This is a genomic window from Streptomyces sp. NPDC051976 (assembly GCF_040680795.1).
Lineage (GTDB): Bacteria > Actinomycetota > Actinomycetes > Streptomycetales > Streptomycetaceae > Actinacidiphila.
The window spans coordinates 50,678-74,977 of record NZ_JBFAXL010000046.1; the positions used below are offsets into that span (position 1 = coordinate 50,678).

The 24,300-nt window shown below is 73.4% G+C and carries 17 protein-coding genes; 11 read left to right on the forward strand and 6 right to left on the reverse strand.

Annotation, left to right across the window (positions count from 1 at the left end):
• Positions 1-173 precede the first annotated feature (173 nt).
• Positions 174-4,016 carry a serine protease gene (locus tag AB0M29_RS33430; RefSeq protein ID WP_365389651.1) on the forward strand — a complete coding sequence of 1,281 codons (3,843 nt, stop codon included), beginning with the start codon at positions 174-176 and terminating at the stop codon, positions 4,014-4,016.
• A 195-nt stretch (positions 4,017-4,211) separates the two neighbouring features.
• Positions 4,212-5,168, forward strand: coding sequence for a bifunctional riboflavin kinase/FAD synthetase (locus AB0M29_RS33435; RefSeq protein ID WP_365389695.1), 957 nt, complete (start codon positions 4,212-4,214; stop codon positions 5,166-5,168).
• Positions 5,169-5,227: 59 nt separating this feature from the next.
• Here AB0M29_RS33435 and AB0M29_RS33440 read toward each other — a convergent pair whose 3' ends face one another.
• The 5 genes from AB0M29_RS33440 to AB0M29_RS33460 form a co-directional block, all read right to left on the reverse strand.
• Positions 5,228-5,893: a response regulator transcription factor gene (locus AB0M29_RS33440; RefSeq protein ID WP_365389698.1), complete on the reverse strand. Its 666-nt coding sequence runs from the start codon at positions 5,891-5,893 to the stop codon at positions 5,228-5,230.
• 68 nt (positions 5,894-5,961) lie between these two features.
• Positions 5,962-7,233 carry a histidine kinase gene (locus tag AB0M29_RS33445; RefSeq protein WP_365389654.1) on the reverse strand — a complete coding sequence of 424 codons (1,272 nt, stop codon included), beginning with the start codon at positions 7,231-7,233 and terminating at the stop codon, positions 5,962-5,964.
• Positions 7,234-7,243: 10 nt separating this feature from the next.
• Positions 7,244-8,080, reverse strand: a complete 837-nt coding sequence (locus AB0M29_RS33450) for an ABC transporter permease subunit (RefSeq protein ID WP_365389657.1) — start codon at positions 8,078-8,080, stop codon at positions 7,244-7,246.
• Positions 8,077-9,006 (reverse strand): ABC transporter ATP-binding protein, encoded by a 930-nt coding sequence (locus AB0M29_RS33455; protein ID WP_365389660.1) that lies wholly within the window; start codon positions 9,004-9,006, stop codon positions 8,077-8,079. Before AB0M29_RS33455 ends, AB0M29_RS33450 begins: the two co-directional genes overlap by 4 nt.
• 253 nt (positions 9,007-9,259) lie before the next feature.
• Positions 9,260-12,982: an SCO5717 family growth-regulating ATPase gene (locus AB0M29_RS33460; RefSeq protein ID WP_365389662.1), complete on the reverse strand. Its 3,723-nt coding sequence runs from the start codon at positions 12,980-12,982 to the stop codon at positions 9,260-9,262.
• 456 nt (positions 12,983-13,438) lie between these two features.
• Here AB0M29_RS33460 and AB0M29_RS33465 point away from each other — a divergent pair, with 456 nt between their 5' ends.
• The 6 genes from AB0M29_RS33465 (at position 13,439) to AB0M29_RS33490 (ending at position 19,670) form a co-directional block, all read left to right on the forward strand.
• Positions 13,439-14,134, forward strand: a complete 696-nt coding sequence (locus AB0M29_RS33465; RefSeq protein ID WP_365389665.1) for an AAA family ATPase — start codon at positions 13,439-13,441, stop codon at positions 14,132-14,134.
• A 110-nt stretch (positions 14,135-14,244) separates the two neighbouring features.
• Complete coding sequence (gene rpsO, locus AB0M29_RS33470; protein ID WP_033173003.1) at positions 14,245-14,532, forward strand: 30S ribosomal protein S15; 288 nt, start codon at positions 14,245-14,247, stop codon at positions 14,530-14,532.
• A 296-nt stretch (positions 14,533-14,828) separates the two neighbouring features.
• Positions 14,829-17,045 (forward strand): polyribonucleotide nucleotidyltransferase, encoded by a 2,217-nt coding sequence (locus AB0M29_RS33475; protein ID WP_365389669.1) that lies wholly within the window; start codon positions 14,829-14,831, stop codon positions 17,043-17,045.
• Entirely contained in the window at positions 17,042-18,418 is a 1,377-nt protein-coding gene (locus tag AB0M29_RS33480) for a pitrilysin family protein (RefSeq protein WP_365389672.1), read from the forward strand. The genes AB0M29_RS33475 and AB0M29_RS33480 overlap by 4 nt, the downstream gene beginning before the upstream one ends.
• 30 nt (positions 18,419-18,448) lie before the next feature.
• Entirely contained in the window at positions 18,449-19,207 is a 759-nt protein-coding gene (gene dapB / locus AB0M29_RS33485; protein ID WP_365389675.1) for a 4-hydroxy-tetrahydrodipicolinate reductase, read from the forward strand.
• Positions 19,208-19,229: 22 nt separating this feature from the next.
• Positions 19,230-19,670: a hypothetical protein gene (locus tag AB0M29_RS33490; protein ID WP_365389678.1), complete on the forward strand. Its 441-nt coding sequence runs from the start codon at positions 19,230-19,232 to the stop codon at positions 19,668-19,670.
• 51 nt (positions 19,671-19,721) lie between these two features.
• On the opposite strand, the gene AB0M29_RS33495 is transcribed toward AB0M29_RS33490, so the two are convergent.
• The gene (locus AB0M29_RS33495; protein ID WP_365389700.1) at positions 19,722-20,261 is read right to left on the reverse strand and encodes a hypothetical protein; all 540 of its coding nucleotides are present in this window, start codon (positions 20,259-20,261) and stop codon (positions 19,722-19,724) included.
• A 219-nt stretch (positions 20,262-20,480) separates the two neighbouring features.
• On the opposite strand from AB0M29_RS33495, the gene thyX reads away from it, so the two are divergent.
• From thyX to AB0M29_RS33510, 3 genes are all read left to right on the forward strand, one after another.
• Positions 20,481-21,227, forward strand: coding sequence for an FAD-dependent thymidylate synthase (gene thyX, locus AB0M29_RS33500; protein ID WP_365389681.1), 747 nt, complete (start codon positions 20,481-20,483; stop codon positions 21,225-21,227).
• Positions 21,228-21,474: 247 nt separating this feature from the next.
• Positions 21,475-22,374, forward strand: coding sequence for a 4-hydroxy-tetrahydrodipicolinate synthase (dapA, locus tag AB0M29_RS33505; protein WP_365389684.1), 900 nt, complete (start codon positions 21,475-21,477; stop codon positions 22,372-22,374).
• 129 nt (positions 22,375-22,503) lie between these two features.
• Entirely contained in the window at positions 22,504-24,189 is a 1,686-nt protein-coding gene (locus AB0M29_RS33510; protein ID WP_365389687.1) for a ribonuclease J, read from the forward strand.
• Positions 24,190-24,300 lie beyond the last annotated feature (111 nt).

Here is a 24,300-nt window from a genome sequence, read left to right on the forward strand (position 1 = left end):
CCCTGAGCACTCCCTATCCACCCCGAGGCCGGAAATCACCCCAACGGGTGGGCGCTCGGAGTGATGGGAGGGGCGCAAGGGGGCGCTTTTCCTTCGCGATCTAGGCGGGAGATCATCAGGCACCTACCGTCGAAGTGGGACGAATCGGGGCGTGGTGGCGGGGGAGGTGCCCGATGGCGGTACGGGCGGCCGAGGTGGACGACGCGCTGGTGCGCGTCTGTGACCTGGCAGGACGGCCCCGCGGTACGGGCTTCCTCGCCGACGGCGGCGGCACCATGATCACCAGCCATGAGGCGGTCGACGGACTCGCCCGGCTGGTGCTGCACGCGGCGGGCGACCAGGTCTGCCTGGTCGAGGCGGAGGCGATCACCGCGCTGCCCGAGGCCGGGCTCGCGCTGGTGGCCACCGAGGGGCTGAACGTACCGCTGCTGCCGATCGCGTCCCGCGGCCCGGCCCACCCCGACGGGCGGATACGGCTGCGGCTGCCGCAGTGGACCGAGGGCGCGATCGTGGGCACCACCGCGGTCACCTACACCGCCACCGACCGCTTCCACCTGCTGGAGGAGGTCTACGAACTCGATCTCGGCGGCGGCGTGGACATGAGCCGGGTCGCGCCGCAGGCGTCCGGCACGCCGCTGATCGACGCGGCGACCGGCGCGGTGCTCGCCGTCGTCGCCACCGCCCTGCACGCCGGGCACCGGGCGGCCGGGTTCGCCGTACCGCTGCGGGCGCGCGGCGGCGAACCGGGCCCGCTGGCCGAGCTGCTGGCCAGGAACGCGGCGACGGTGCCCGCGTACGGGCCGCACCTCAATCTCGCCGGAGCGCTCCAGCTCACCGCCACCTCGGTGGGCTCCGCGGCCGGGCCCGGGGAGTGGCGCGAGCCGATCAGCAGGACCGAGGTCGCCGACGCGCTGCGGGAGTTCCTGGCGCTGCGCGGCGACACGGCGCCGCTGGTGCTCGGCCTGGTCGGCGACCCCGGCACGGGGCGCAGTACGGAACTGGCGGAACTCGCCGCGCGCCGCGCCCGCGGCCCGCTGCCCGCGCCCACGGTGTGGCTGCGCGGCGCCGAACTGCGGCCGGGCGACGGCGGTATCAAGGACGCCGTGGAACGCGAGCTGCGCACCGCCGCCCGGATCGTCGGCGCGGCGGCCGGACGCGGCGGCGCGCCGTCCGGCGAACCGCCCTACGCCTCGCCCGACGCCGTGGCGGAACTGGCCCGCGCCGCGGGACGGCCGCTGCTGGTGCTGCTCGACGCACCCGAGGAGATGCCCCCGGTGCTGGCGCACTCGCTGGCCGACTGGACGGCGGGGACGGCGAGTTGGCTGCGCGCGGGCGAGGTGCGGCTGGTCGTCGCGTGCCGCGCCGAGTACTGGGAGCAGGCGGGCGCACTGCTGCCCGCGCGGCTGCTGCACGCGCCCGATGCGCCCCCCGAGCCCCCACCGGGTGCCCCCGCGCGCGCCCTTCCGCCCTGTCTGCGCCTGGGCGCGCTCCCCGCCGCGCAGGCCGCCCGCGCCCGCACCCGCTACGCGCTCCCGCTGTCCGCGCTCGCCCCCGACGACGCCGCGCACCCGCTGGCGCTGCGCCTGCTGTCGGAGATCCACGCCTCGCTGCCCGAGGGCACCGCGCCGGACGGCGGGCCGCCGTCCAGGACCGAGATCTTCGCCGCCCACCTCGACCTGGTGTGCCTGCGGATCGCGGTCCGGCTGGCGGCGGCGGCCGAGCGGCCGGTACGCGGCGGTGGGGTGCGCCGCCTGGCCGCCCGGGTGGCCGGACAGGTGCACGAGGCGGCGCGGCGCTGCCTGGGACCGGGCCAGGGCGAACTGGAACGGGAGGCGTTCGAGGACCTGTTCCCGTGGCGTACGGGCTGGGCGTCCGCGGTGCTCACCGAGGGCCTGCTGGTGCCCGCCGGGGCGGGCTACCGCTTCGCGCACGAGGAACTGGCCGACTGGCTGCAGGGCCTCCACCTCGACCTGGACGCGGCACTCCAGGCACTGGTCCACCGCTGGTTCGCCGCCCCCACCGGCGCGGCGGAAGCAACCGTACGGCTGCCCTCCCGCCCCGCCACCCGCGCCCACCAGCCCCCGCCCGTCCCCCCGGCGCCCCCGGTGGCGCCGCTGTCCGCGCCGCGCTCCCTGCCCGTACCCCGCCACCGGGTGGGCCCCGTCGTCCAGTCCATGCTGCTCACCGCCCGGCAGGCCGGTCCCGGCGCACTGGTCCACCATCTGGAGATGCTGGTCCACGCCCTGGACCACCCGCCCGCCGCCGTCCCCGAGCCGCCGGCGGCCGGGTCGGCCCTCATGGGGTCCGCCGAGGCCGCCGAACCCGCCGAGCGCGTGGTGCCCGCCGGGGTCAGGGGCCACGCCGTCGGCGAGGACGAGTGGGACGTCGACACCGTGCCCAATCCGCGGGCGGTCCGCAGAGGCGGCGCGGCGGTCGCCGTCACCGGCTTCGGGGTGGCCGGGCGGCGCGGCGAGGCCGTCTGGTGGGCGGCGCGGCTGCTGGGCGAGGTGCTGCTGAGGGTGCCGGACGCGGCGCCGTACCGCGGGGTGCTGCGGCTGCTCGCCGAGCGGATCACCGTACGCGCGGTGGAGCGCGGCGGGTTCACCCCGCAGGGGATGGGCGGGCTGGGCGAGTTCGGGCCCTGGTTCTGGCGCCGGGTGCCGCTGCCGCTGGACGAGCGGCTCGACCTGCTGCGGCTGCTGCTGCCCGCCGACCCGCCGCCCGCGCCGGGCGAGCCCGCCGACCCCGAGCACCGCTTCCTCGCCACCGTCGCCGACACGGTGTGCCGGTCGCCGCACGAGGCGCTGCCCGCGGTGTGCGGCTGGTTCGCCGACGACCGGCCGCTGCAGTCCGCGCCGGGCACCGACACCCCGCGGCTGACCGTCGCCTCCGCCGCCCAGGCGCTGCTGCACACCCACCGGCGGCGAGCGGTCGACGACCTCACCGAGGCACTGGTGGCGGCGGGCCACCCGGGCGCCGACGAAGTGCTCGCCGCCCTCGCCGAGGACGAGCCCTCGGCGGTCTGCCGCGCCGTCGACCGCTGGGCCCACGACGCGCGCCCCGACCGCCATGTCGCGGCGGCCTCGTACGGCTGCCGCGCCGCGCCCTTCGTACGGTCCGAGGCCGACCGCGAACTGCTGCGGTACGCGGCGCTCGCCATCCTCGCCCGGCCGGGCGACTGCAGCCTGCACGGCGCCGCGCTCGGCCTGCTGGTCCGCGACCCGGCGACCCGCGCCCGCCATCTGCCCGCCGCGCTCGGCCACTTCGCCGCCGGGGACCCGCAACTGCCCGTGGCCGCGCTGGCCGCCGCCCTCGGCACCCATCCGGAACCGGTGCTCGCCGCCTTCCAGGCCCGGCTGCGCGAACCGGGCGAGGGCGCCGCGGAGGTGCTGGCGGAACTGGCGGAGGTCACCAGCCCCGCCCTCGCCCGCCGCGCCGCCGCCCTGGTCCAGGACCATCTGCTGCACCGGCCGGAAGGCGCCGTCCATGTCGCCCGCTACCTCGACCTGCGGCTGGAACAGGGCCCCGGGGTGCGCGCCGTCCTGCTGCCGCTGACCGCCGCGCTGCTGCGCGACCACACGCCCGAGGTCCGGCGCACCCTCGTGCCCGTGCTCGCCGCGCCCGGCAGCCATGTGTCCCGGCCGCTGCGCCAGGAACTCCTGGACATGGCGCTGGCCGCCGAGCGTGACGCGAGCGTGCTGGACGCGCTGCTCACCGCCGCCTGCGAGGGCTGCCACCGCAGACCGTCGCTGCTCACCCGCGACCTGGTGCACCGCCTCGGGCTGCTGCTCGGCCGCACCCCCGAGGGCGCCGCCCAGTTCGACCGCCGGATCGTCGAACTCGCCCACGGCTGCCCCGACTTCTCCGGTCTGCTGCACGCATGGCTCGCCGCGGACAGCGCCGCCGCCGAGGACGCGGAAGCCGGGGCGCGGGGCGGCGCGGCCGCCGGATCGGGCGCCGGCTGGGACACACTGATCGGCCCGAGCGCCAGGCGCCGGCTGGACGCCAAGGCGTAAAATCACCCCCGTACGGGGGGCGGCGGGTCCGCACGGACTCGCGGCCGACATCACATTCGCGTGGGCGCCGCAGGTGGGAACGGCCACCGCCGGTCGCGCGGACCGTGCCGATGGGCACCGCCGCGCACCGGCATGGGAGGCTTGGACCCGCAGGACGGCAAGGTCAGTGATTCGGCGAAGAAGCGGAGCGTCAAGGTGCAGCGCTGGCGGGGCTTGGACGACGTGCCCGGTGACTGGGGTCGCAGCGTCGTCACCATCGGCTCGTATGACGGCGTCCACCGGGGCCACCAGCTCATCATGGGACGCGCGGTGGAGCGCGCCCGCGAGCTGGGACTGCCCTCGGTCGTGGTGACGTTCGACCCGCACCCGAGCGAGGTCGTCCGGCCGGGCAGCCACCCGCCGCTGCTCTCCGCCCACCACCGGCGGGCCGAGCTGGTCGCGGACCTCGGCGTGGACGCGCTGCTGATCATCCCGTTCACCAGCGAGTTCTCCAAGCTGTCGCCCAGCGACTTCGTGCGCACCGTGCTGGTCGACGGGCTGCACGCCAAGCACGTCGTGGAGGGCCCGAACTTCCGCTTCGGGCACAAGGCCGCGGGCGACGTCGAGTTCCTGTCGGCGCTCGGCCTGAAGTACGACTACGAGCTGGAGGTCGTCGACCTCTTCGTGCGCGGTGAGGCCGGCGGCGGCGAACCCTTCTCCTCCACCCTCACCCGGCGGCTGGTCGGCGAGGGCGACGTGGAGGGCGCCGCCGAGATCCTCGGCCGCCCGCACCGCGTCGAGGGCGTGGTGGTCCGCGGCGCCCAGCGCGGCCGCGAGCTGGGCTACCCGACGGCCAACGTCGAGACCCTCCCGCACACCGCCATCCCCGCCGACGGCGTCTACGCGGGCTGGCTGCACGTCGACGGCGAGGCCATGCCCGCCGCGATCTCCGTCGGCACCAACCCCACCTTCGACGGCACCGCCAGGACCGTCGAGGCGTACGCGATCGACCGCGTCGGCCTCGACCTGTACGGGCTGCACGTGGCCGTGGACTTCCTGGCGTATCTGCGCGGCATGGAGAAGTTCGACTCGATCGACGCGCTGCTGGAGCGGATGGCCGACGACGTGAAGCGGTCCAGGGAACTGGTGGACGCCGCCGAACAGCGGCGCTGAGGTCCGGGGCGCCGGGGCGGCGCCGCGGGCCGCGGGTGGGCGGAGTCCCCGGTCCGCGCTCAGTTGGGGCGGATCAGCCGGGTCTCGTAGGCGAACACCACGGCCTGCACGCGGTCGCGCAGCTCCAGCTTGACCAGGATCCGGCTGAGGTGGGTCTTCACCGTCGCCTCGGCGAGATGGAGCACCGCGGCGATCTCGGTGTTGGACAGCCCGCGGCCGACCTCGACCAGCACCTCGCGCTCCCGGGCGGTCAGCCGGGTGAGGCGCTCGTCGCCCTCCGCGCCGCCGGAGGAGGGCAGTTGGTGGGCGAAGTTCTCCAGCAGCCTGCGGGTGATCCGCGGCGCCACCACCGCGTCGCCCGCCGCCACCGCCCGGATCGCGGCCAGCAGCTCCTCGGGCAGCGCGTTCTTCAGCAGGAAGCCGGACGCGCCCGCCTTGAGCCCGGCGAAGGCGTACTCGTCGAGGTCGAAGGTGGTGAGGATCAGCACCCGGGACTCGGGGCAGCTCTCGATGATGCGGGCGGTGGCCTCGATCCCGTCGGTGCCCGGCATCCGCACGTCCATCAGCACGACGTCCGGCCGCAGCGCCCGGGTCAGCCGGACCGCCTCCGCGCCGTCGCCCGCCTCGCCGACCGGCTGCATGTCGGCCTGCGCGTCGAGCACCATCGTGAACGCCATCCGCAGCAGCGGCTCGTCGTCCACCAGCAGCACCCGGATGGCGGTCACGGGCGGCACGTCGGCCGGGGGAGCGGCCGCGGAGGTCGCGGGGGCGGTACGGGTGTTACGGGCGGTGGTCACGGCACCTCGGGAGTGGTGAGGGCGAGGACGGCGGTGACCTGCCATCCGCCGCCGGGGAGTGGGCCCGCGGTCAGCGAGCCGTCGTAGGCCGCGGCGCGCTCGCGCATGCCGGCGAGGCCGTGCCCGGGGGAGGACGCGGGCTTGCCGCCGCCCCGGCGCGGGCCGTGCGAGGGTGCCGGGTCCGGCTGGCGGTCGCCGCCGCCGTCGTCGGTGACCACGAGCGTCACCGTCTCCGGGGCGCACACCACCCGGACATCGGAGTGCGCCCCGGCGGGCGCGTGCTTGAGGGTGTTGGTCAGCGCCTCCTGCGCCAGCCGGTAGACGGTGAGCTGGGCCGCGGCGGGCACCGCGGCCGGTTCGCCCGCCACCGACAGCCGGGTCGGCAGCCCGGCCGCCCGCACCTGGTCGGCCAGCGACTCGAGCTGCGCGATGCCCGGCATCGGATGCCGCAGCGCGTCCGGCTCGTCGGCCCGCAGCACCCCGAGGAACCGCCGCATGTCGGTGATCGCCTGCCGGCCGGTCGCCGACACCTGGCGCATCGCCGTCGTCGCCCGCTCGGGACTGCGCGGCTGGGCGAAGACCGCCCCGTCGGCCAGCGCCACCATCACCGACAGGTTGTGCGTGACGATGTCGTGCATCTCGCGGGCGATCCTGGCCCGCTCACCGGCCACCGCGAGCAGGGCCTGCTGGTCGCGCTCGCGCTCCAGCCGGACCGCCCGGTCCTCCAGGAAGGCCATCTGGTCCCGGCGGCTGCGCATGTTCACCCCGATGACCGTCGACGCCACCGCCATCGCCGACAGCGACACGAAGGTGGCCGGCGCGCGCTCGTGGATCGACCAGCTCAGCGTGGCGAGCAGCACGCCGCCCTCCACCACCAGGAACGCCAGCAGGGTGTGCCGCCGCGAGCGGTAGGCGGCCACCGAGTACAGCGCCACCAGCAGCGCGAGGTCGGCGGGCGTCCGGTAGTCGACCAGCCACTGCACGAAGGCCGTGCCCGCCACGCAGCCGAACACCACCAGCGGCGCGCGCCGCCGCCACACCAGCGGCAGCACCATCCCGGTCTGCACCAGCAGCAGCGGCACCGGGTCGGCCTGCAGCGCCCGCCGGAACAGCGCGGACAGCGCCACGAACAGCCCCAGCGCGAACAGCGCGTCCACCGCCAGCGGCGAGAGCTCCGCGCGTGTGCGCCGCCGGGCGCGCCCGAGCAGGGCGCGCCACGACCGCGCGGTGCGGCTGGTCCAGGACATGGACGGCAGCGCGTACGTCATCGCGTCACCGCTACGCGTCGCGCCGCTTGAGCAGCACCGCCGCGCCCGCGAGCGCGGCCAGCGCGTAGAGGCAGAACACCGCGAAGCCCGTCCATGGCGCCAGCGTATGCGCCTCGCGGTGCAGCGAGATCAGCGCCTGACCGGCATTGCTCGGCAGATAGGGGCCGATGTGGTTGCTCCAGGAGGACGGCAGCGCCTCGGCGAGCACCGGCAGCACCAGCAGCAGCCCGAAGACGGTGGCGATACCGCCCGCGGTGTTGCGGATGAGCGCGCCGATGGCGACACCCATCAGGCCCACCACGGTCAGATACAGGCCCACGCCCAGCACCACCCGCACCACACCCGGGTCGCTCAGCGAGGTCCCGATGTGCTTGGGCGCGAGCAGCGCCTGGCCGCAGAGGAAGGCGATCAGGGCGCCGGCGGTCATCAGTACCCAGGTCACCGCCGCGTACAGCGCGGCCTTCGCCCACAGCACCGGCAGGCGGCGCGGCACGGCGGACAGCGAGGCGCGGATCATTCCGGTCGCGTACTCACCGGTGATCATCAGCACGCCCAGCACACCGATCGCGAGCTGCGCAAGGAAGAAGCCGCGCAGGCTGGTGAGCGACGGGTCGAAGTTGGCGCGTTCGTGCGCCGGGAGGCTGTCCCAGCGGCTGGCGGTGACGGCGCAGAAGAGCAGCCCGAAGCCGATCAGGGCGACCATCGCGGCGAGCAGTGTGTAGAACGTCGAGCGCAGGGTGCGCAGTTTGATCCACTCGGAGTGCAGCACCCGTGCCTGGGTGACCTCCGAGCGGCGGGGCGCCCCGGCCGCGGCGGGGGTGGCGGTGGTGGCCGTCAGAGTGCTCATGCCGCCAGTCCTTCCGGCTCGCGCGCGGGGGTCTGGTACTCCACCGCGTCCCGGGTCAGTTCCATGAACGCCTCTTCCAGCGAGGCCTGCTGCGGGGTCAGTTCGGCCAGCGCGATGGCCGCGTCGGCCGCGATCCGGCCGATCCGGTCGCTGGTCAGCCCTGTCACCTCCAGCACACCGCGCTCCATCGAGGCCACCGCCACGTCGGGACCGGCGAGCAACTGCCGCAGCCGCTCCGCCTCGTCGGTACGCACCCGCACCGACGATCCCGCGGCGCCCCGTACGAAGTCCTCCACCGAGGTGTCGGCGATCAGCCGGCCGCGGCCGATGACGATCAGGTGCTCGGCGGTGAGCGCCATCTCGGACATCAGGTGCGAGGAGAGCAGGACGGTACGGCCCTCGGCCGCGAGGTCCTTCAGCAGGTTGCGGATCCACAGGATGCCCTCGGGGTCCAGGCCGTTGACCGGCTCGTCGAGGACGAGGGTGGCCGGGTCGCCGAGCAGCGCGCTGGCGATACCGAGCCGCTGGCCCATACCGAGGGAGAAGCCGCCGACGCGCTTGCGTGCCACCTCGCGCAGCCCCACGATGTCGATCACCTCGTCCACCCGGCGGCGCGGGATACCGGTGGTCGCGGCCAGCGCCAGCAGGTGGTGGTACGCGCTCCTGCCGGTGTGTATGGCCCGCGCCTCCAGCATCGCGCCGACCTCGTGCAGCGGGGCGCGGTGCTCGGCGTAGTGCTTGCCGTTGACGGTCACGTTGCCGGTCGTGGGCGCGTCGAGGCCCAGGATCATCCGCATGGTGGTGGACTTGCCCGCCCCGTTGGGGCCGAGGAAGCCGGTCACCGTGCCGGGCCGGACGGTGAAGCTGAGGTCGGAGACGGCAGTGCGCTCGCCGTAGCGTTTGGTGAGGGCGTGGGCTTCGATCATCGCTGGTCCTCGACGGCAGGGGATGGGGGATGACTCCATCTTGTTTCCCGCGCCCTTCCAGCACGACGGTCCACGGGCGGATTCCGCACCCGCCCGGCTGCATCTCCGGGGGGACGCCGCGTACCCCCGGTGATGTACGCGGCCCTGGCGCCGGGCACGCACAAGGCCGCCACCAGCGGTGATCGCTGATGACGGCCCTGATGTCGGCGCCGATGCCGGCGCCGGGGGCGAGCCCTGGTGCCGGGCCGCGGGGCTACTGCGGCGGGGGCGGCGGCGGATACCCCTGCGGGTCGTACGGAGGCTGCGGCTGGCCCGGCTGCGGCGACCATGCCTGCGGGTCCTGCGGCGGCTGGCCGGGCTGCCCCGGCTGACCCGCCTGCTGCGGCCACCCCTGCTGCGCCTGCGGGGCGTGCGGCTGCGGCGACTGCGGCTGGAACGGCGCCGGAGCGGCCTGCTGCGGCGGCGGGTAGCCCTGCGGCGCCTGCGGCGGACCGCCGTACTGGCCGGGAGGAAGCTGACCGGGCGGCAGCTGGCCGTGCTGCGGCGGGGCGGGCTGCGGCACGTGCTGGCCGGGCGGGACCGGCTGCCCCTGAGGGGCTGGCTGACCGGGCTGGCCGGGTGCCGGGTAGCCGCTCTGCGGCGGGGGCGCCGGGTACTGCTGCCCCTGCGCCGCCCCGTACTGGCCGGGGCCGCCCGGCATCGGCGGCGCCTGGTGCGGCGGCGGGTTGAGCCCGTCCGCCGTCCACAGCCCCTGTGCCTGCTGGGCGCGGGTGAAGTCCTCCGCGACCATGGCCGAGAGGTTGAAGTACGCCTCACGCGTCTTGGGCCGCATCATGTCGAGGTCGACCTCGGCGCCCGCCGCCAGGTGCTCGTCGAAGGGCACCACCTGCACGCCGCGGCAGCGCTGCGCGAAGTGCGCCACGATGTCGTCGACCTTGATCATCTTGCCTGTCTCGCGGACACCGGAGATCACCGTGATGCTGCGCGCGACCAGTTCCGCGTAGCCGTGCGCGGAGAGCCAGTCGAGCGTGGTGCTCGCGCTGGATGCGCCGTCCACCGAGGGCGTGGACACGATGATCAGCTGGTCGGCCAGGTCGAGCACGCCGCGCATGGCGCTGTAGAGGAGGCCGGTGCCCGAGTCGGTGAGGATCACCGGGTACTGGCGGCCGAGCACGTCGATCGCCCGCCGGTAGTCCTCGTCGCTGAAGGCGGTGGACACCGCGGGGTCCACGTCGTTGGCGATGATCTCCAGCCCGGACGGGGCCTGCGAGGTGAACCGCCGGATGTCCATGTAGCTGTTCAGGTATGGGATCGCCTGCACCAGGTCGCGGATGGTGGCGCCGGTCTCGCGGCGCACCCGCCGCCCCAGCGTGCCCGCGTCCGGGTTGGCGTCGATCGCCAGGATCTTGTCCTGCCGCTCGCTGGCCAGCGTGGCGCCCAGCGCGGTGGTCGTCGTGGTCTTGCCCACGCCGCCCTTGAGGCTGATCACCGCGATCCGGTAGCACGACAGCACCGGAGTACGGATCAGCTCCAGCTTGCGCTGCCGCTCCGCCTCCTCCTTCTTGCCGCCCAGCTTGAACCGCGACGGCTGCGCGTTGGCACCCGGCTTCTTCGGCTTCGGCTGGTTGCGCAGCAGCCGGTCGGACGAGAGCTCCACGGCCGCCGTGTAACCCAGCGGCGCCCCGCCCTGCGTCGTCCGCTGCCGCTGGTCGGGCGTGACCGTCGGCCAGCCGCCCATCCGCGGGTCCACCGGCCCGGCCGGTGCGGCGGGTGCGGCGGGTGCCTGCGGCGGCTGGTTCTGCTGCGGCGGCTGGGGCTGCTCCGGCTGACCGGGCTGCGCGTGGCCGGGCTGCGGGAATCCGTAGCCCCCGTGCGGCGGCAGCGGCTGCAGCGCCGCGGCCTGCTCCGGCCCGGGCTGGGCGTGCTGCGGGAAGCCGTATCCGCTGGGCGCGGGCAGATTCTGCCCGGGCTGTCCCGGCTGTCCCGGTTGGGGGGAGCCGTACGCGCCCGGCGCGGCGGGCTCGGGGTGCTGCGGCACCGGGTGCGCCGCCGGTACGGGCAGGTTCTGGCCCTGGCCTGGCTGTCCCGGCTGCGGGGCGCCGTAACCGGCGGGCGGCACCGGTCCGGGCGCCGGGGTCTGCGGCAGCCCCGACGGCACCGGGCCACCGGGCGCGTACGGCTGCGCGGGCTGCGGCTGCGGCTGCTGCGCGTGCGGCGGTACGGCGTCCACGGGCGCGGGCAGGTTCTGCCCCGGCTCCGGCGGCTGCGGGAACCCGTACGCACCGGGCGCGGGCGGCTGCTGGCCCTGCTCGGCGGGTGCCGACGGCTGCGGGAACCCGTAACCGCCCGGCGCGGGCGGCTGCGGCGCCTCCGGCTGGTCGGGCCGCGCGGGCTGCTCCGGCTGCGGGAATCCGTACGCGCTGGCCGCTGCCTGCGAGGTCTCGGGCTCGGCGGGTCGCGGGGGCCCGTACGCGCTGGGCGCGGGGGCCGCGTGCGGTTCCGGCTCGGGCACGGGCGTCACCGGGGCCGGGGGCTGCGGGAATCCGTACGCGCTGGGCGCGGGCTGGGGTGCCTCGGGCTCGGTGGGCCGGGGGAAGCCGTAGCCGCCGGGTGCGTTGGACGCGGGCGGGGTCTGGCCGGGCTGGGATGCCTCGGGCTCGGTCGGTCGCGGGAAGCCGTACCCGCCTGGTGCGGGCGGGGTCTGGACCGGCTCGGGGGCGGGCGACACCGGGGCCGGCGGCTGCGGGTATCCGTACGCGCTGGGCGCTGCCTGCGGGGTCTCGGGCTCGGCGGGTCGCGGGGGCCCGTACGCGCTGGGCGCCGCGTGGGGTGCCTCGGGCTCGGTGGGTCGCGGGAAGCCGTAGCCGTCGGGTGCGGGCGGGGTCTGGGCCGGCTCGGGGGGCGCGGGGCGCGGGAAGCCGTAGCCGCTCGGCTCGGCGGGTTCCGGGGTGGCCGGGGGGTGCGGGAAGCCGTAGGCGCCCTGCGGGGGGATGTGGGCGGCGGGCGGCGGGAAGCCGTGGTCGGGCTGGGGGACGGGCGGGCCGCTGGGCGGCGGGAAGTCCTGGAGGTTGACGGGCTCGCCGCTCGGCGGCGGGAAGGCCGCCGGGGCACCGGTCGGGGGCGGGAAGGCCGGGGCGCTGTCCGCGGGGGGCCGCGGGGTGTCCGCGGGTTCGAACTGCGGGGGGAGCGGCGGTACGGGGCTCCGCGGCGGGGTCGGCGCCCACGGGTTGAGTGCCGCCTCGGGCGCCAGCGGCGTCCAGACCGGGGCGCGCTGCTCGGGTTCCGGCTCCGGCGCGTGGGCGGGCGCCGCGGGCTTGGCGTCCGACGGCTCCGCCGTCTCCCGCTGGGCCGCCTCGCGCTCCTCGACCTCACGGCGCAGCGACGCCGCCGAGAAGCGCACGGTGGCCTCACTGCGCACCGCGCCCTGCGGCTCACGGTCCTCGCTCTTCCCGAACGCGGGGAAGGCGGGCTCACCCGCGGCAGGCTCGGATTCGGCCGCGGCCGACGGCAGCGGTATCGACGGCACCGCACCGGCCGACCACGACGGCTCGGCGGCCGCGGCGGGCGGCGCGTCCTCGGGCTCCGGCTCCCGCTCGGGCTCGGCGTCGGCCACCGCGGCCGCCGCGTCCTCCGGCTCGGGCGCCGCGGACGACGGCAGCGGTATCGAGGGCACCGAGATCGCCGACCAGGACGGCTCGGCCGTCGGAACGGCGTCGCGCACCGGCTCGGGCGCCGCGTCCGCGACCTGCGGCGCCGCGTCCTCCGGCTCCCGCGCGGCCTCAGCGGAACCGGAACCGGCATCGGCACCGGCGTCGTCACCTTCGCCGTCCTCGTCGGACTCCGCGCTGGACGCGTCCCGCATGTACCAGGCAGGAGCCGCGTCGCGGAAGCTGAACTCACCCGTGTAGTCCGCCTCGGCCTGGTCCTCGACAGGGGCGGCCCCGCCCACGCGGCTGTCGTCCCGATCGCTGCTCACAATGCCTCCTGGTCTGCTGCTGTAACGCGTCCCGCGAGGTTGACGACCCGTGAGAGTCGGCCGCCCGCGCAGGACATCGTCGTGGAACCGCGCCCCGGACCGCGTACCCCCGCGCCCCCTGGCCGATCCCCTCCCCGTCAGGGCAAGACTAATCGCCGGTAGGCACCCGATGTCAGGGCCGCCTCCCTGGGCGGGCGCCCCTTACACCGCACGCCGCCCCGCGACAGGCGCCGCATCCGCCCAACTCCCGCCCCCGGGCGCCTCGCTAGGGCGTGTCCGCAAAGTCTCGTCTGGTCGGCGACGCCTGGCACGCACGCTCGCTGCGTTGTCGGGCGCATCCGAGTAGGCCCACTACGAGGACGACCCTCCGCCTTGCGAGCGCACGCACCAGACGCCGCCGACCCCGCCCTGCGGGCGGACGACGCCACTTTGCGGACACGCCCTAGGCTCCTTCCCATGCCGACGGCCCATGACTCCACCCCTGACCCCGGCGCCGCCGCACCCCGGCACGGCCGGGTCATCTTCCTGAACGGGACGTCCAGTTCGGGCAAATCGAGCATTGCGCGCGAACTGCTCGAACTCCTCGACGGAGACCCGTACTTCCACATGTCCGTCGACGCCTTCGGCGCGATGCGCGCCCACAAGGAGATCGCCGCCGACGCGCTGGACGACGTACTCAAGCGCACCCGGAGGGGATTCCACCGGGCCGTCGCCGGAATGGCCGCCGCGGGGAACGACGTCGTCGTCGACCATGTGCTGAGCGAGCCGTGGCGGCTCCAGGACTGCCTGACGGTGCTGGCCGACGCCGAGGTCTTCCTGGTCGGCGTGCACTGCTCCCTGGACGAGCTGGAGCGCAGGGAGCGGGCCCGCGGCGACCGCCCGCCGGGCCTGGCGGCGTACCAGCAGTCACGGGTGCACGCGCACGGCGTCTACGACATCGAGTGCGACAGCACCACGGCGACACCCCGGGAGTGCGCCGCCCTGATCCACGCCGGGATCACGTCGTACCTGGCGCGCGGCGCCGCGCCCACCGCCTTCAGCCGTCTGCGGGCCGCCCGCGACGCGCCCGGGCCCGTGGGCCGCGCGGAACCGGGTCCGGTGGAAATGATCATCGCGGGTAAGCAAGGTGCGGCGGGCTGGTACTCTGGGTGACGGTCACGTGTGTGTTCACACCCCGTGACCGCGCCTCGCGAGTTCACTCAGTATCCCCCGCGATGAAGACCGGGGGCGCTCGGAGGCCACTGACACCTGGAGGAGTCCGTATGTCGCTCGACGTCGAGACGAAGAAGCAGATCATCGCCGAGTTCGGCACCAAGGAGGGCGACACCGGCTCCCCCGAGGTCCAGGTCGCTCTGCTGTCCCGCCGTATCTCGGACCTGACCGAGCACCTGAAGACCCACAAGCACGACCACCACTCGCGTCGTGGTCTGCTGATCCTGGTCGGCCAGCGCCGCCGTCTGCTGCAGTACCTGGCCAAGAAGGACATCACGCGCTTCCGTGAGCTCCGCGAGCGCCTCGGCATCCGTGCCGGCGCGGCGGGCGTTCGCTAGGACGCCGTGCAGGGGAGCGGTTCCCGCGAGACGGGGCCGCTCCCTTTGCCATATACGCACCGAGCGACGAAGCACGCACAGGAAGTGCGTGATGTCTTCGTCATCTGGTGCAATGGTGATGACGTATGAGGAGGAGCGTCCTCCTGTTCGCCGCATAGCCGGTCCTCGGTAGTGGCCCCCGAGAGGCAGTACGCCTCCGGTGGCTTCGATCGAAGACCGGCACCGGCACCGGACGCCCCTCCACCGATGGCCCGCAGGGAAACGCCCTGGGGGCATGGACGAGGAGAATTCCCATAGTGGAGAACGAGACCCACTACGCCGAGGCCGTTATCGACAACGGCACGTTCGGCACCCGTACCATCCGATTCGAGACGGGCCGGCTGGCCCGTCAGGCCGCCGGTTCCGCCGTCGCCTACCTGGACGACGACACCATGGTGCTGTCGGCCACCAGCGCCTCGAAGCAGCCCAAGGAGCACTTCGACTTCTTCCCCCTCACGGTGGACGTCGAGGAGCGCATGTACGCGGCCGGCCGGATCCCCGGTTCCTTCTTCCGCCGCGAGGGCCGCCCCTCCGAGGACGCCATCCTCACCTGCCGTCTGATCGACCGCCCGCTGCGCCCGTCCTTCGTCAAGGGCCTGCGCAACGAGATCCAGGTCGTCTGCACGATCATGGCGCTCAACCCCGACCACCTGTACGACGTGGTCGCGATCAACGCCGCGTCCTGCTCCACGCAGCTCGCGGGCCTGCCCTTCTCCGGCCCGATCGGCGGCGTCCGCGTCGCGCTGATCAAGGGCCAGTGGGTGGCGTTCCCGACGCACACCGAGCTCGAAGAGGCCGTCTTCGACATGGTCGTCGCGGGCCGCGTCCTGGAGGACGGCGACGTCGCGATCATGATGGTCGAGGCCGAGGCCACCGCGAAGACCATCCAGCTCGTGGAGGGCGGCGCCGAGGCGCCGACCGAGGAGATCGTGGCCGCCGGCCTCGAAGCCTCCAAGCCCTTCATCAAGGCGCTGTGCAAGGCGCAGTCGGAGCTGGCCGCCAAGGCCGCCAAGCCGACCGGCGAGTTCCCGATCTTCCTGGACTACCAGGACGACGTGTTCGAGGCCCTCGAGGCCGCCGTCACCAGCGAGCTGGCCCAGGCGCTCACCATCGCCGGCAAGCAGGCCCGTGAGGCCGAGCTGGACCGCGTCAAGGCGCTGGCCGCCGAGAAGCTCCTGCCGCAGTTCGAGGGCCGCGAGAAGGAGATCTCCGCCGCGTACCGCTCCCTGACGAAGAAGCTGGTCCGCCAGCGCGTCATCAAGGACAAGGTCCGCATCGACGGCCGCGGCGTCACGGACATCCGTACGCTGGCCGCCGAGGTCGAGGCGATCCCGCGGGTGCACGGCTCCGCGCTGTTCGAGCGTGGCGAGACCCAGATCCTGGGCGTCACCACCCTCAACATGCTCCGGATGGAGCAGCAGCTCGACACCCTGGCGCCCGAGACCCGCAAGCGCTACATGCACAACTACAACTTCCCGCCCTACTCCGTGGGTGAGACCGGCCGCGTGGGCTCGCCCAAGCGCCGCGAGATCGGCCACGGCGCGCTCGCCGAGCGCGCCCTGATCCCGGTCCTGCCGACCCGCGAGGAGTTCCCCTACGCGATCCGCCAGGTCTCCGAGGCGCTCGGCTCCAACGGCTCCACGTCGATGGGCTCCGTCTGCGCCTCCACCATGTCGCTGCTGAACGCCGGTGTGCCGCTCAAGGCCCCCGTGGCCGGTATCGCCATGGGCCTGATCTCGCAGGAGATCGAGGGCGAGACGCACTACGTGGCGCTCACCGACATCCTCGGCGCCGAGGACGCGTTCGGCGACATGGACTTCAAGGTCGCCGGCACGAAGAACTTCGTGACCGCGCTCCAGCTCGACACCAAGCTCGACGGCATCCCCGCCTCCGTGCTGGCCGCCGCGCTGAAGCAGGCCCGTGACGCCCGCCTCCACATCCTCGACGTGATGAACGAGGCCATCGACGTCCCGGACGAGATGTCCCCCAACGCCCCGCGGATCATCAGCATCAAGATCCCCGTGGACAAGATCGGCGAGGTCATCGGCCCCAAGGGCAAGATGATCAACCAGATCCAGGAGGACACCGGCGCCGACATCTCCATCGAGGACGACGGCACGGTGCTGATCGGCGCCACCGAGGGCTCCCAGGCCGAGGCGGCGCGCGCGGTGATCAACCAGATCGCCAACCCGACCATGCCCGAGGTCGGCGAGCGTTACCTGGGTACGGTCGTGAAGACCACCACCTTCGGCGCCTTCGTGTCGCTGATGCCCGGCAAGGACGGTCTGCTGCACATCTCGCAGATCCGCAAGCTCGCCGGCGGCAAGCGCGTCGAGAACGTCGAGGACGTCCTCGCCGTCGGCGCCAAGGTGCAGGTCGAGATCGCCGAGATCGACCAGCGCGGCAAGCTCTCGCTGATCCCGGTCATCGAGGGTGAGAGCGACGACGACGCGAAGGACGAGTCGAACTCGTGACGACCCGCTCCACCGCAGTGACGGCCCGCCCCTCCACCAAGGGGCGGGCCGTCCGCACGCGGACCCTCCTCCCGGGCACCGACGGCATCGGGACCGTACGCCGCAGCGTGCTGCCCGGCGGCCTGCGCGTGGTCACCGAGACCCTGCCGACGGTGCGCTCCGCGACCTTCGGCATCTGGGCCGGTGTCGGCTCCCGGGACGAGACCCCGGTGCTCAACGGCGCCACCCACTACCTGGAGCACCTGCTCTTCAAGGGCACGCAGCGGCGCAGCGCGCTGGACATCTCCGCCGCGATCGACGCGGTCGGCGGCGAGATGAACGCGTTCACCGCCAAGGAGTACACCTGCTACTACGCGCGGGTGCTCGACACCGACCTGCCGCTGGCCATCGACGTGGTCTGCGACATGCTCACCGGCTCGCTGATCCGCCAGGAGGACCTCGACGCCGAGCGCGGCGTGGTCCTGGAGGAGATCGCGATGACCGAGGACGACCCCGGTGACCAGGTCCACGACCTGTTCACCACGGCGATGCTCGGCGACACCCCGCTCGGCCGCCCCGTCCTCGGCACCGTCGACACCATCAACGCCCTCACCCGCGACCAGGTCGCCCGCTTCTACAAGCGGCACTACGACCCCACCCACCTCGTCGTGGCCGCCGCGGGCAACATCGACCACGCCACCGTCGTACGCCAGGTCCGCCGCGCCTTCGAGCGGGGCGGCGCGCTGCGCGACCCCGACGCCGTGCCCCAGCCGCCGCGCGACGGGGCCAGGACGATACGGGCCGCGGGCCGGGTCGAGCTGCTCGACCGGCGGACCGAGCAGGCCCATGTCGTCCTCGGCATGCCCGGCCTGTCCCGCACCGACGAGCGCCGCTGGGCGATGGGAGTGCTCAACACCGCCCTCGGCGGCGGCATGAGCTCCCGGCTCTTCCAGGAGGTCCGCGAGAAGCGCGGCCTGGCGTACTCGGTGTACTCCTACACCTCGTCCTTCGCGGACTGCGGCCTCTTCGGCGTCTACGCGGGCTGCCAGCCGCGCCGGGTGCCCGAGGTGCTGAAGATCTGCCGGGACGAGCTGAACCAGGTCGCCGAGCACGGGATCACCGACGAGGAGCTGCGCCGCGCGATCGGCCAGCTCTCCGGGTCCACGGTGCTGGGTCTCGAGGACACCGGCGCGCTGATGAACCGGATCGGCAAGAGCGAGCTGTGCTGGGGCGAGCAGCTCTCGGTCGACGGCATGCTGGCCAGGATCGCCGAGGTCACCCCGGACGACGTCCGCGCGGTGGCACGCGATGTACTGGGACACCGCCCGTCGCTGGCCGTCATCGGCCCGCTGAAGCAGAAGCAGGCGGACCGCCTGCACGAATCCGTCGCGTAGGCGGAACCGAACCCGGAGGACCGCAAGACGATGAGCAAGCTCCGTGTGGCCGTCATCGGTGCCCAGGGCCGGATCGGCTCGGAGGCGGCACGTACGGTCGAGGCCGCCGAGGACCTCGACCTGGTCGCGGCGATCGACCGCGACGACCGGCTGGAGGCGCTGACCGAGGCCGGCGCGCAGGTCGCCGTCGACCTCACGCACCCGGACGCCGTCATGGGCAATCTGGAGTTCTGCGTCGGCCACGGCATCCACGCCGTGGTCGGCACCACCGGCTGGACACCGGAGCGGTTCGCCACCCTGCGCGGCTGGCTGGCCGCGTCACCCGCCACCGGTGTGCTGGTCGCGCCGAACTTCTCCATCGGCGCGGTCCTGACCATGCGCTTCGCCCAGCAGGCCGCCCGCTGGTACGAGTCCGTCGAGGTCATCGAGCTGCACCACAACCGGAAGGCGGACGCTCCCAGCGGCACCGCCACCCGTACGGCGCAGCTCATCGCCGCCGCGCGCACCGAAGCCGGGCTCGCTCCCCAGCAGGACCCGACCACCCACGCCCTGGACGGCGCCCGCGGCGCGGACGTCGAGGGGGTGCCGGTGCACTCGGTACGGCTGCGCGGCCTGCTCGCGCACCAGGAGGTGCTCTTCGGCGACACCGGCGAGACCCTCACCATCCGGCACGACTCGCTGCACCACAGCTCCTTCATGCCGGGCATCCTGCTGGCGGCCAGGACCGTGCCCTCGGTGCCGGGCCTCACCGTCGGCCTGGAACACTTCCTGACCGAACCCGGCAACTGACCGCGAAGGAGGCCGCTCCGCGATGCGCGCCAAACTGAGCTACGCCGTCTCCGCGGTCGTACTGGTCTTCTACTTCGTACTGGTCGGCGAGCGGGGCGTACTGCTGATCGCCGACGGCCGCCCGGTCACCGTCGCCTTCGGGCTCGCGGTGCTGGTGCTGCCGCTGATCGGCGCCTGGTTCCTGTGGCAGACCACCCAGTTCGCCCGGCACGCGGGCCGGCTGGGCCGCGAGCTGGAGGCGGAGGGCGGCCTGCCCGTCGACGAGCTGGTACGCACCCCCAGCGGCCGTATCGACCGCGACTCGGCGGACGCGGTGTTCGCCAAGCGGCAGGCGGAGACCGAGGCGGCCCCCGACGACTGGCGCAACTGGTTCCGGCTGGCCGTCGCGTACTTCGACGCCCGCGACACCCCGCGGGCCCGCAAGGCCATGCAGCGGGCCATCGCGCTGCACGACGGCAAGTAACCCCGGCAGGCGGGCCCCGGGCGTCTTCGCGGGCGCCCGGGGCCGTCGCGCTCAGCGCAGCTCTGCGGCCCAGCCCTCGATGGCGTCGGCGGCCATGTCGAACGCCTCGACCCGGCCGAGGAAGTCGGCGTTGTGGTCGGTCAGCAGCGGCTTTCCGGCGTCGCCCCGCCGCCTGGTCACCAGCAGCGCCTGCCCCTGGACGCTCCGCGGCAGCCCCAGCACCCGCACCGGCTGCTGGGCGGTGCGCACCGAGGTGATGTCGCTCCAGGCGACGGTGGAGGTGAAGAAGTACCCCACCTGGCGCAGTCCCTTGCCGCTGACCCACACGCCCATCCGCAGCAGCCGCAAAGTGCCCACGATCACCGCGACCGCCGCCGCCAGGCACACCCCGGCGCCCTGCACACCGCCCGCGGCGACCATGATCAGCGCGGCGAACAGCAGGTACGAGGCGAAGATCAACGACAGCGCGGCCGCGGCCACCCGCCACGGCCCGGGCCGGTACGGGCGCATCCAGCGGTCCTGCGCGCCGTGCGGAAGGGGGCGGGCGCCGGTGTGCCCGTCGTTCCCCGAAGCCGGGGCGGGGCGGAACACCGGGGAGGCGGCGGGTGCGGTGGGCGAGGCGGAGCGGTAGGGCTGGGACACGCGGAGGATCCTCTTCGGCTGCCGGCAGCGGTGGGGTCTGACCGGTGGGTCTGACGGGTGAGGCTAGCCGTCAACCGCACTCCCGGCTAGCTCGGGTCGTCCGGACGGCCGCACACACCTGACGGCATAGGGTGGTCCGCGCACAGCCGCCCACAGGAAGGACCTCCGGTGTCGACCGATTCGCCCGAAGCGACCACCGCCCCCATCCAGTTCCGCGACGACGTGACCGTCGATCTCATCAAGCACAGCGCGTCGGACTCCGACGTCCTGTGGGCGGCGCGTGTCTCGACCGCGGGCGAGGGCTCCCTGGACGAGCTGAGCAAGGACCCGGTCCGCTCCAAGGGCCTGATCAACTTCCTGATGCGGGACCGCCACGGCAGCCCGTTCGAGCACAACTCGATGACCTTCTTCATCAACGCGCCGATCTTCGTCTTCCGCGAGTTCATGCGGCACCGCGTCGGCTGGTCCTACAACGAGGAGTCCGGCCGCTACCGCGAGCTGCAGCCGGTCTTCTACGTCCCCGGCCAGGACCGCAAGCTGGTGCAGCAGGGGCGTCCGGGCAAGTACGAGTTCGTGCACGGCACCCCCGAGCAGCACAAGGCGACCGTGGCGGCGATGGAGGAGTCGTACGCCCAGTCGTACGCCGCCTACCAGGCGATGCTGGCGGACGGCGTGGCCCGGGAGGTGGCGCGCGCCACTCTTCCGGTGGGTCTGTTCTCGTCGATGTACGCCACCTGCAACGCGCGGTCGCTGATGCACTTCCTGGGGCTGCGCACCCAGCACGAGCTGGCCCGCACGCCGTCCTTCCCGCAGCGGGAGATCGAGATGGTCGGCGAGCGGATGGAGGCCGCGTGGGCCGAGCTGATGCCGCTCACCTACGCCGCGTTCAACGCGAACGGCCGCGTCGCGCCGTAGCGATCGGCCGGCCGCCCCGGCCGCGTCCCCGCCGGTGCCCGCCCGCCTTCCACCGGGCTTCCACGGCTGTGCTGCGCTCGTCACAGACAAATGTCCGAAGTGTTCAGATTGCAGGCATTCGTGAAGTTCATCTAGGCTGCAGAAACGGACTCCGGCGTTGCTTGAACCCCCGAGCAGGCACCGCCGGAGTCCTTTGCGCAGGTCCCGCGGCTGCGTGCCCGTACACACACCGAGTAGCGTGGGACCCATGGCTCCGACCTCCACCCCCAAGGCCCCCTTCGGGCGGGTCCTGACCGCAATGGTCACGCCGTTCACCGCGGACGGCGCCCTCGATCTCGACGGCGCGCAGCGACTCGCCGCCCACCTCGTGGACGCGGGCAACGACGGTCTCGTCGTCAACGGCACCACCGGGGAGTCGCCCACCACGAGCGACACGGAGAAAGCCCAGCTCGTACGGGCCGTACTGGAGGCCGTGGGCGACCGGGCGCACGTCGTCGCGGGAGTCGGCACCAACGACACCCGGCACAGCGTCGAACTCGCCCGCCAGGCGGCGAGCAGCGGCGCCCACGGCCTGCTCACCGTGACGCCGTACTACAGCAAGCCCCCGCAGGAGGGCCTGTACCGGCACTTCACCACCATCGCCGACGCCACCGACCTGCCCGTGATGCTCTACGACATCCCCGGCCGCAGCGGCGTCCCGATCGAGACCGAGACCCTCGTCCGGCTGGCCGAACACCCCCGCATCGTCGCCAACAAGGACGCCAAGGGCGACCTCGGCGCCGCGAGCTGGGCCATGTCCCGCAGCGGCCTCGCCTGGTACTCGGGCGACGACATGCTCAACCTGCCGCTGCTCGCGGTGGGCGCCACCGGCTTCGTCTCCGTCGTCGGCCACCTCGTCTCCGCCGAGCTGCGCGCGCTCCTCGACGCGTACACCGGCGGCGACGTCATCAAGGCCGCCGAAATCCACCAGCGGCTGCTGCCCGTCTACACCGGCATGTTCCGCGCCCAGGGCGTCGTCACCACCAAGACCGCCCTCGCGCTGCGCGGACTGCCCGCCGGACCGCTGCGCCTGCCCCTGGTCGGGCTCGACGAGATCGCGACCGAGCAGCTCAGGAGGGATCTCGCCGCAGGCGGGGTACACCTCTGACCACAGACGACAGACTTCACAACTGAATACGTAACACCCGTAACACCCCCAACGCATACGCGAGAACGACGATGTCACGCGCGCCACGAGCCGGACCGGCCCGACGGAACGCGCGGTAAGGAGAGACTTTTGAGCCATCCGCACCCTGAACTCGGCCCCCCGCGGACCCTTCCCGACGGAGGCCTGCGCATCACCCCGCTCGGCGGCCTCGGTGAGATCGGCCGCAACATGACGGTCTTCGAATACGGCGGCAAGCTGCTGATCGTCGACTGCGGAGTGCTCTTCCCCGAGGAAGAGCAGCCCGGCGTCGACCTGATCCTCCCGGACTTCAGCTCCATCCGGGACCGCCTCGACGACGTCGTCGGCATCATCCTGACCCACGGCCACGAAGACCACATCGGCGCCGTCCCCTTCCTCCTGCGCGAGAAGGACGACCTGCCGCTGATCGGCTCCAAGCTGACCCTCGCGCTGATCGAGGCCAAGCTCCAGGAACACCGCATCCACCCGTACGTCCTGGAGGTCAAGGAGGGCGACCGGGAGCGCATCGGGCCCTTCGACTGCGAGTTCGTCGCCGTCAACCACTCCATCCCGGACGCGCTGGCCGTCGCCATCCGCACTCCCGCCGGAATGGTCGTCGTCACCGGCGACTTCAAGATGGACCAGCTTCCGCTCGACGGCCGCCTCACCGACCTGCCCGCCTTCGCGCGGCTCGGCGAGGAAGGCATCGACCTGCTGCTGTCGGACTCCACCAACGCGGAGGTCCCCGGCTTCGTACCGCCGGAGCGCGACATCTCGCAGGTGCTCCGGCAGACCTTCGCCAAGGCGGACAAGCGGATCATCGTCGCGAGCTTCGCCAGCCACGTCCACCGCATCCAGCAGGTGCTGGACGCCGCCCACGAACGCGGCCGCAAGGTCGCCTTCGTCGGCCGCTCCATGGTCAGGAACATGGGCATCGCCCGTGACCTCGGCTACCTGAAGGTGCCCGGCGGGCTGATCGTGGACGTCAAGGTGCTCGACGACCTGCCCGACGAGAAGGTCGTGCTGGTCTGCACCGGCTCCCAGGGCGAGCCGATGGCCGCGCTGTCCCGGATGGCCAACCGCGACCACCAGATCCGGATCGTGGAGGGCGACACCGTCATCCTCGCCTCCTCCCTGATTCCGGGCAACGAGAACGCGGTCTACCGCGTGATCAACGGCCTCACCAGGTGGGGTGCCAATGTCGTGCACAAGGGCAATGCCAAGGTGCACGTCTCCGGCCACGCCTCGGCCGGCGAGCTGCTGTACTTCTACAACATCTGCAAGCCCAAGAACCTGATGCCTATCCACGGCGAATGGCGCCACTTGCGGGCCAACGCCGAACTCGGCCAGCTCACGGGTATCCCGAAGAACCGCTGTGTCATCGCCGAGGACGGTGTGGCCGTCGACCTCATCGACGGTGTCGCCAAAATCGCGGGCAAGGTCCAGGCCGGTTATGTGTACGTGGACGGCCTGTCCGTCGGCGACATCACCGAGTCGTCCCTCAAGGACCGGCGCATTCTGGGTGAGGAGGGCATCGTCTCGGTCTTCGTGGTGGTCGATTCGACCACCGGCAAGATCGTCGGCGGCCCGAACATCCATGCCCGCGGCTCCGGTATCGAGGACGATGCGTTCGCCGCCGTCATCCCCAAGATCGAGGAGGGGCTGTCCCGTTCGGCCTCCGACGGGGTGATGGAAACACGGCAGATCCAGCAGCTCATCCGCAGGTCGGTCGGCAAGTGGGTGTCGGACACCTACCGCCGCCGTCCGATGATCCTGCCGGTGGTCGTCGAGGTCTGACCACCCTCTTCCCACCCCTGACGCCCCGTCGTTTGACGGACCGTCAACCGACGTGCCACGAGCGGGCCCCCGGATTTGCATCCGGGGGCCCGCTCCAGTACGTTGGCACAA

Coding starts and splice junctions, on each gene's coding strand:
- AB0M29_RS33455 (WP_365389660.1), bottom strand. CDS start 9,006: ATGATCGAAGCCCACGCCCTCACCAAACGCTACGGCGAGCGCACTGCC.
- AB0M29_RS33445 (WP_365389654.1), bottom strand. CDS start 7,233: ATGACGTACGCGCTGCCGTCCATGTCCTGGACCAGCCGCACCGCGCGG.
- AB0M29_RS33450 (WP_365389657.1), bottom strand. CDS start 8,080: ATGAGCACTCTGACGGCCACCACCGCCACCCCCGCCGCGGCCGGGGCG.
- dapA (WP_365389684.1), top strand. CDS start 21,475: ATGGCTCCGACCTCCACCCCCAAGGCCCCCTTCGGGCGGGTCCTGACC.
- AB0M29_RS33490 (WP_365389678.1), top strand. CDS start 19,230: ATGCGCGCCAAACTGAGCTACGCCGTCTCCGCGGTCGTACTGGTCTTC.
- AB0M29_RS33465 (WP_365389665.1), top strand. CDS start 13,439: ATGCCGACGGCCCATGACTCCACCCCTGACCCCGGCGCCGCCGCACCC.
- rpsO (WP_033173003.1), top strand. CDS start 14,245: ATGTCGCTCGACGTCGAGACGAAGAAGCAGATCATCGCCGAGTTCGGC.
- AB0M29_RS33430 (WP_365389651.1), top strand. CDS start 174: ATGGCGGTACGGGCGGCCGAGGTGGACGACGCGCTGGTGCGCGTCTGT.
- dapB (WP_365389675.1), top strand. CDS start 18,449: ATGAGCAAGCTCCGTGTGGCCGTCATCGGTGCCCAGGGCCGGATCGGC.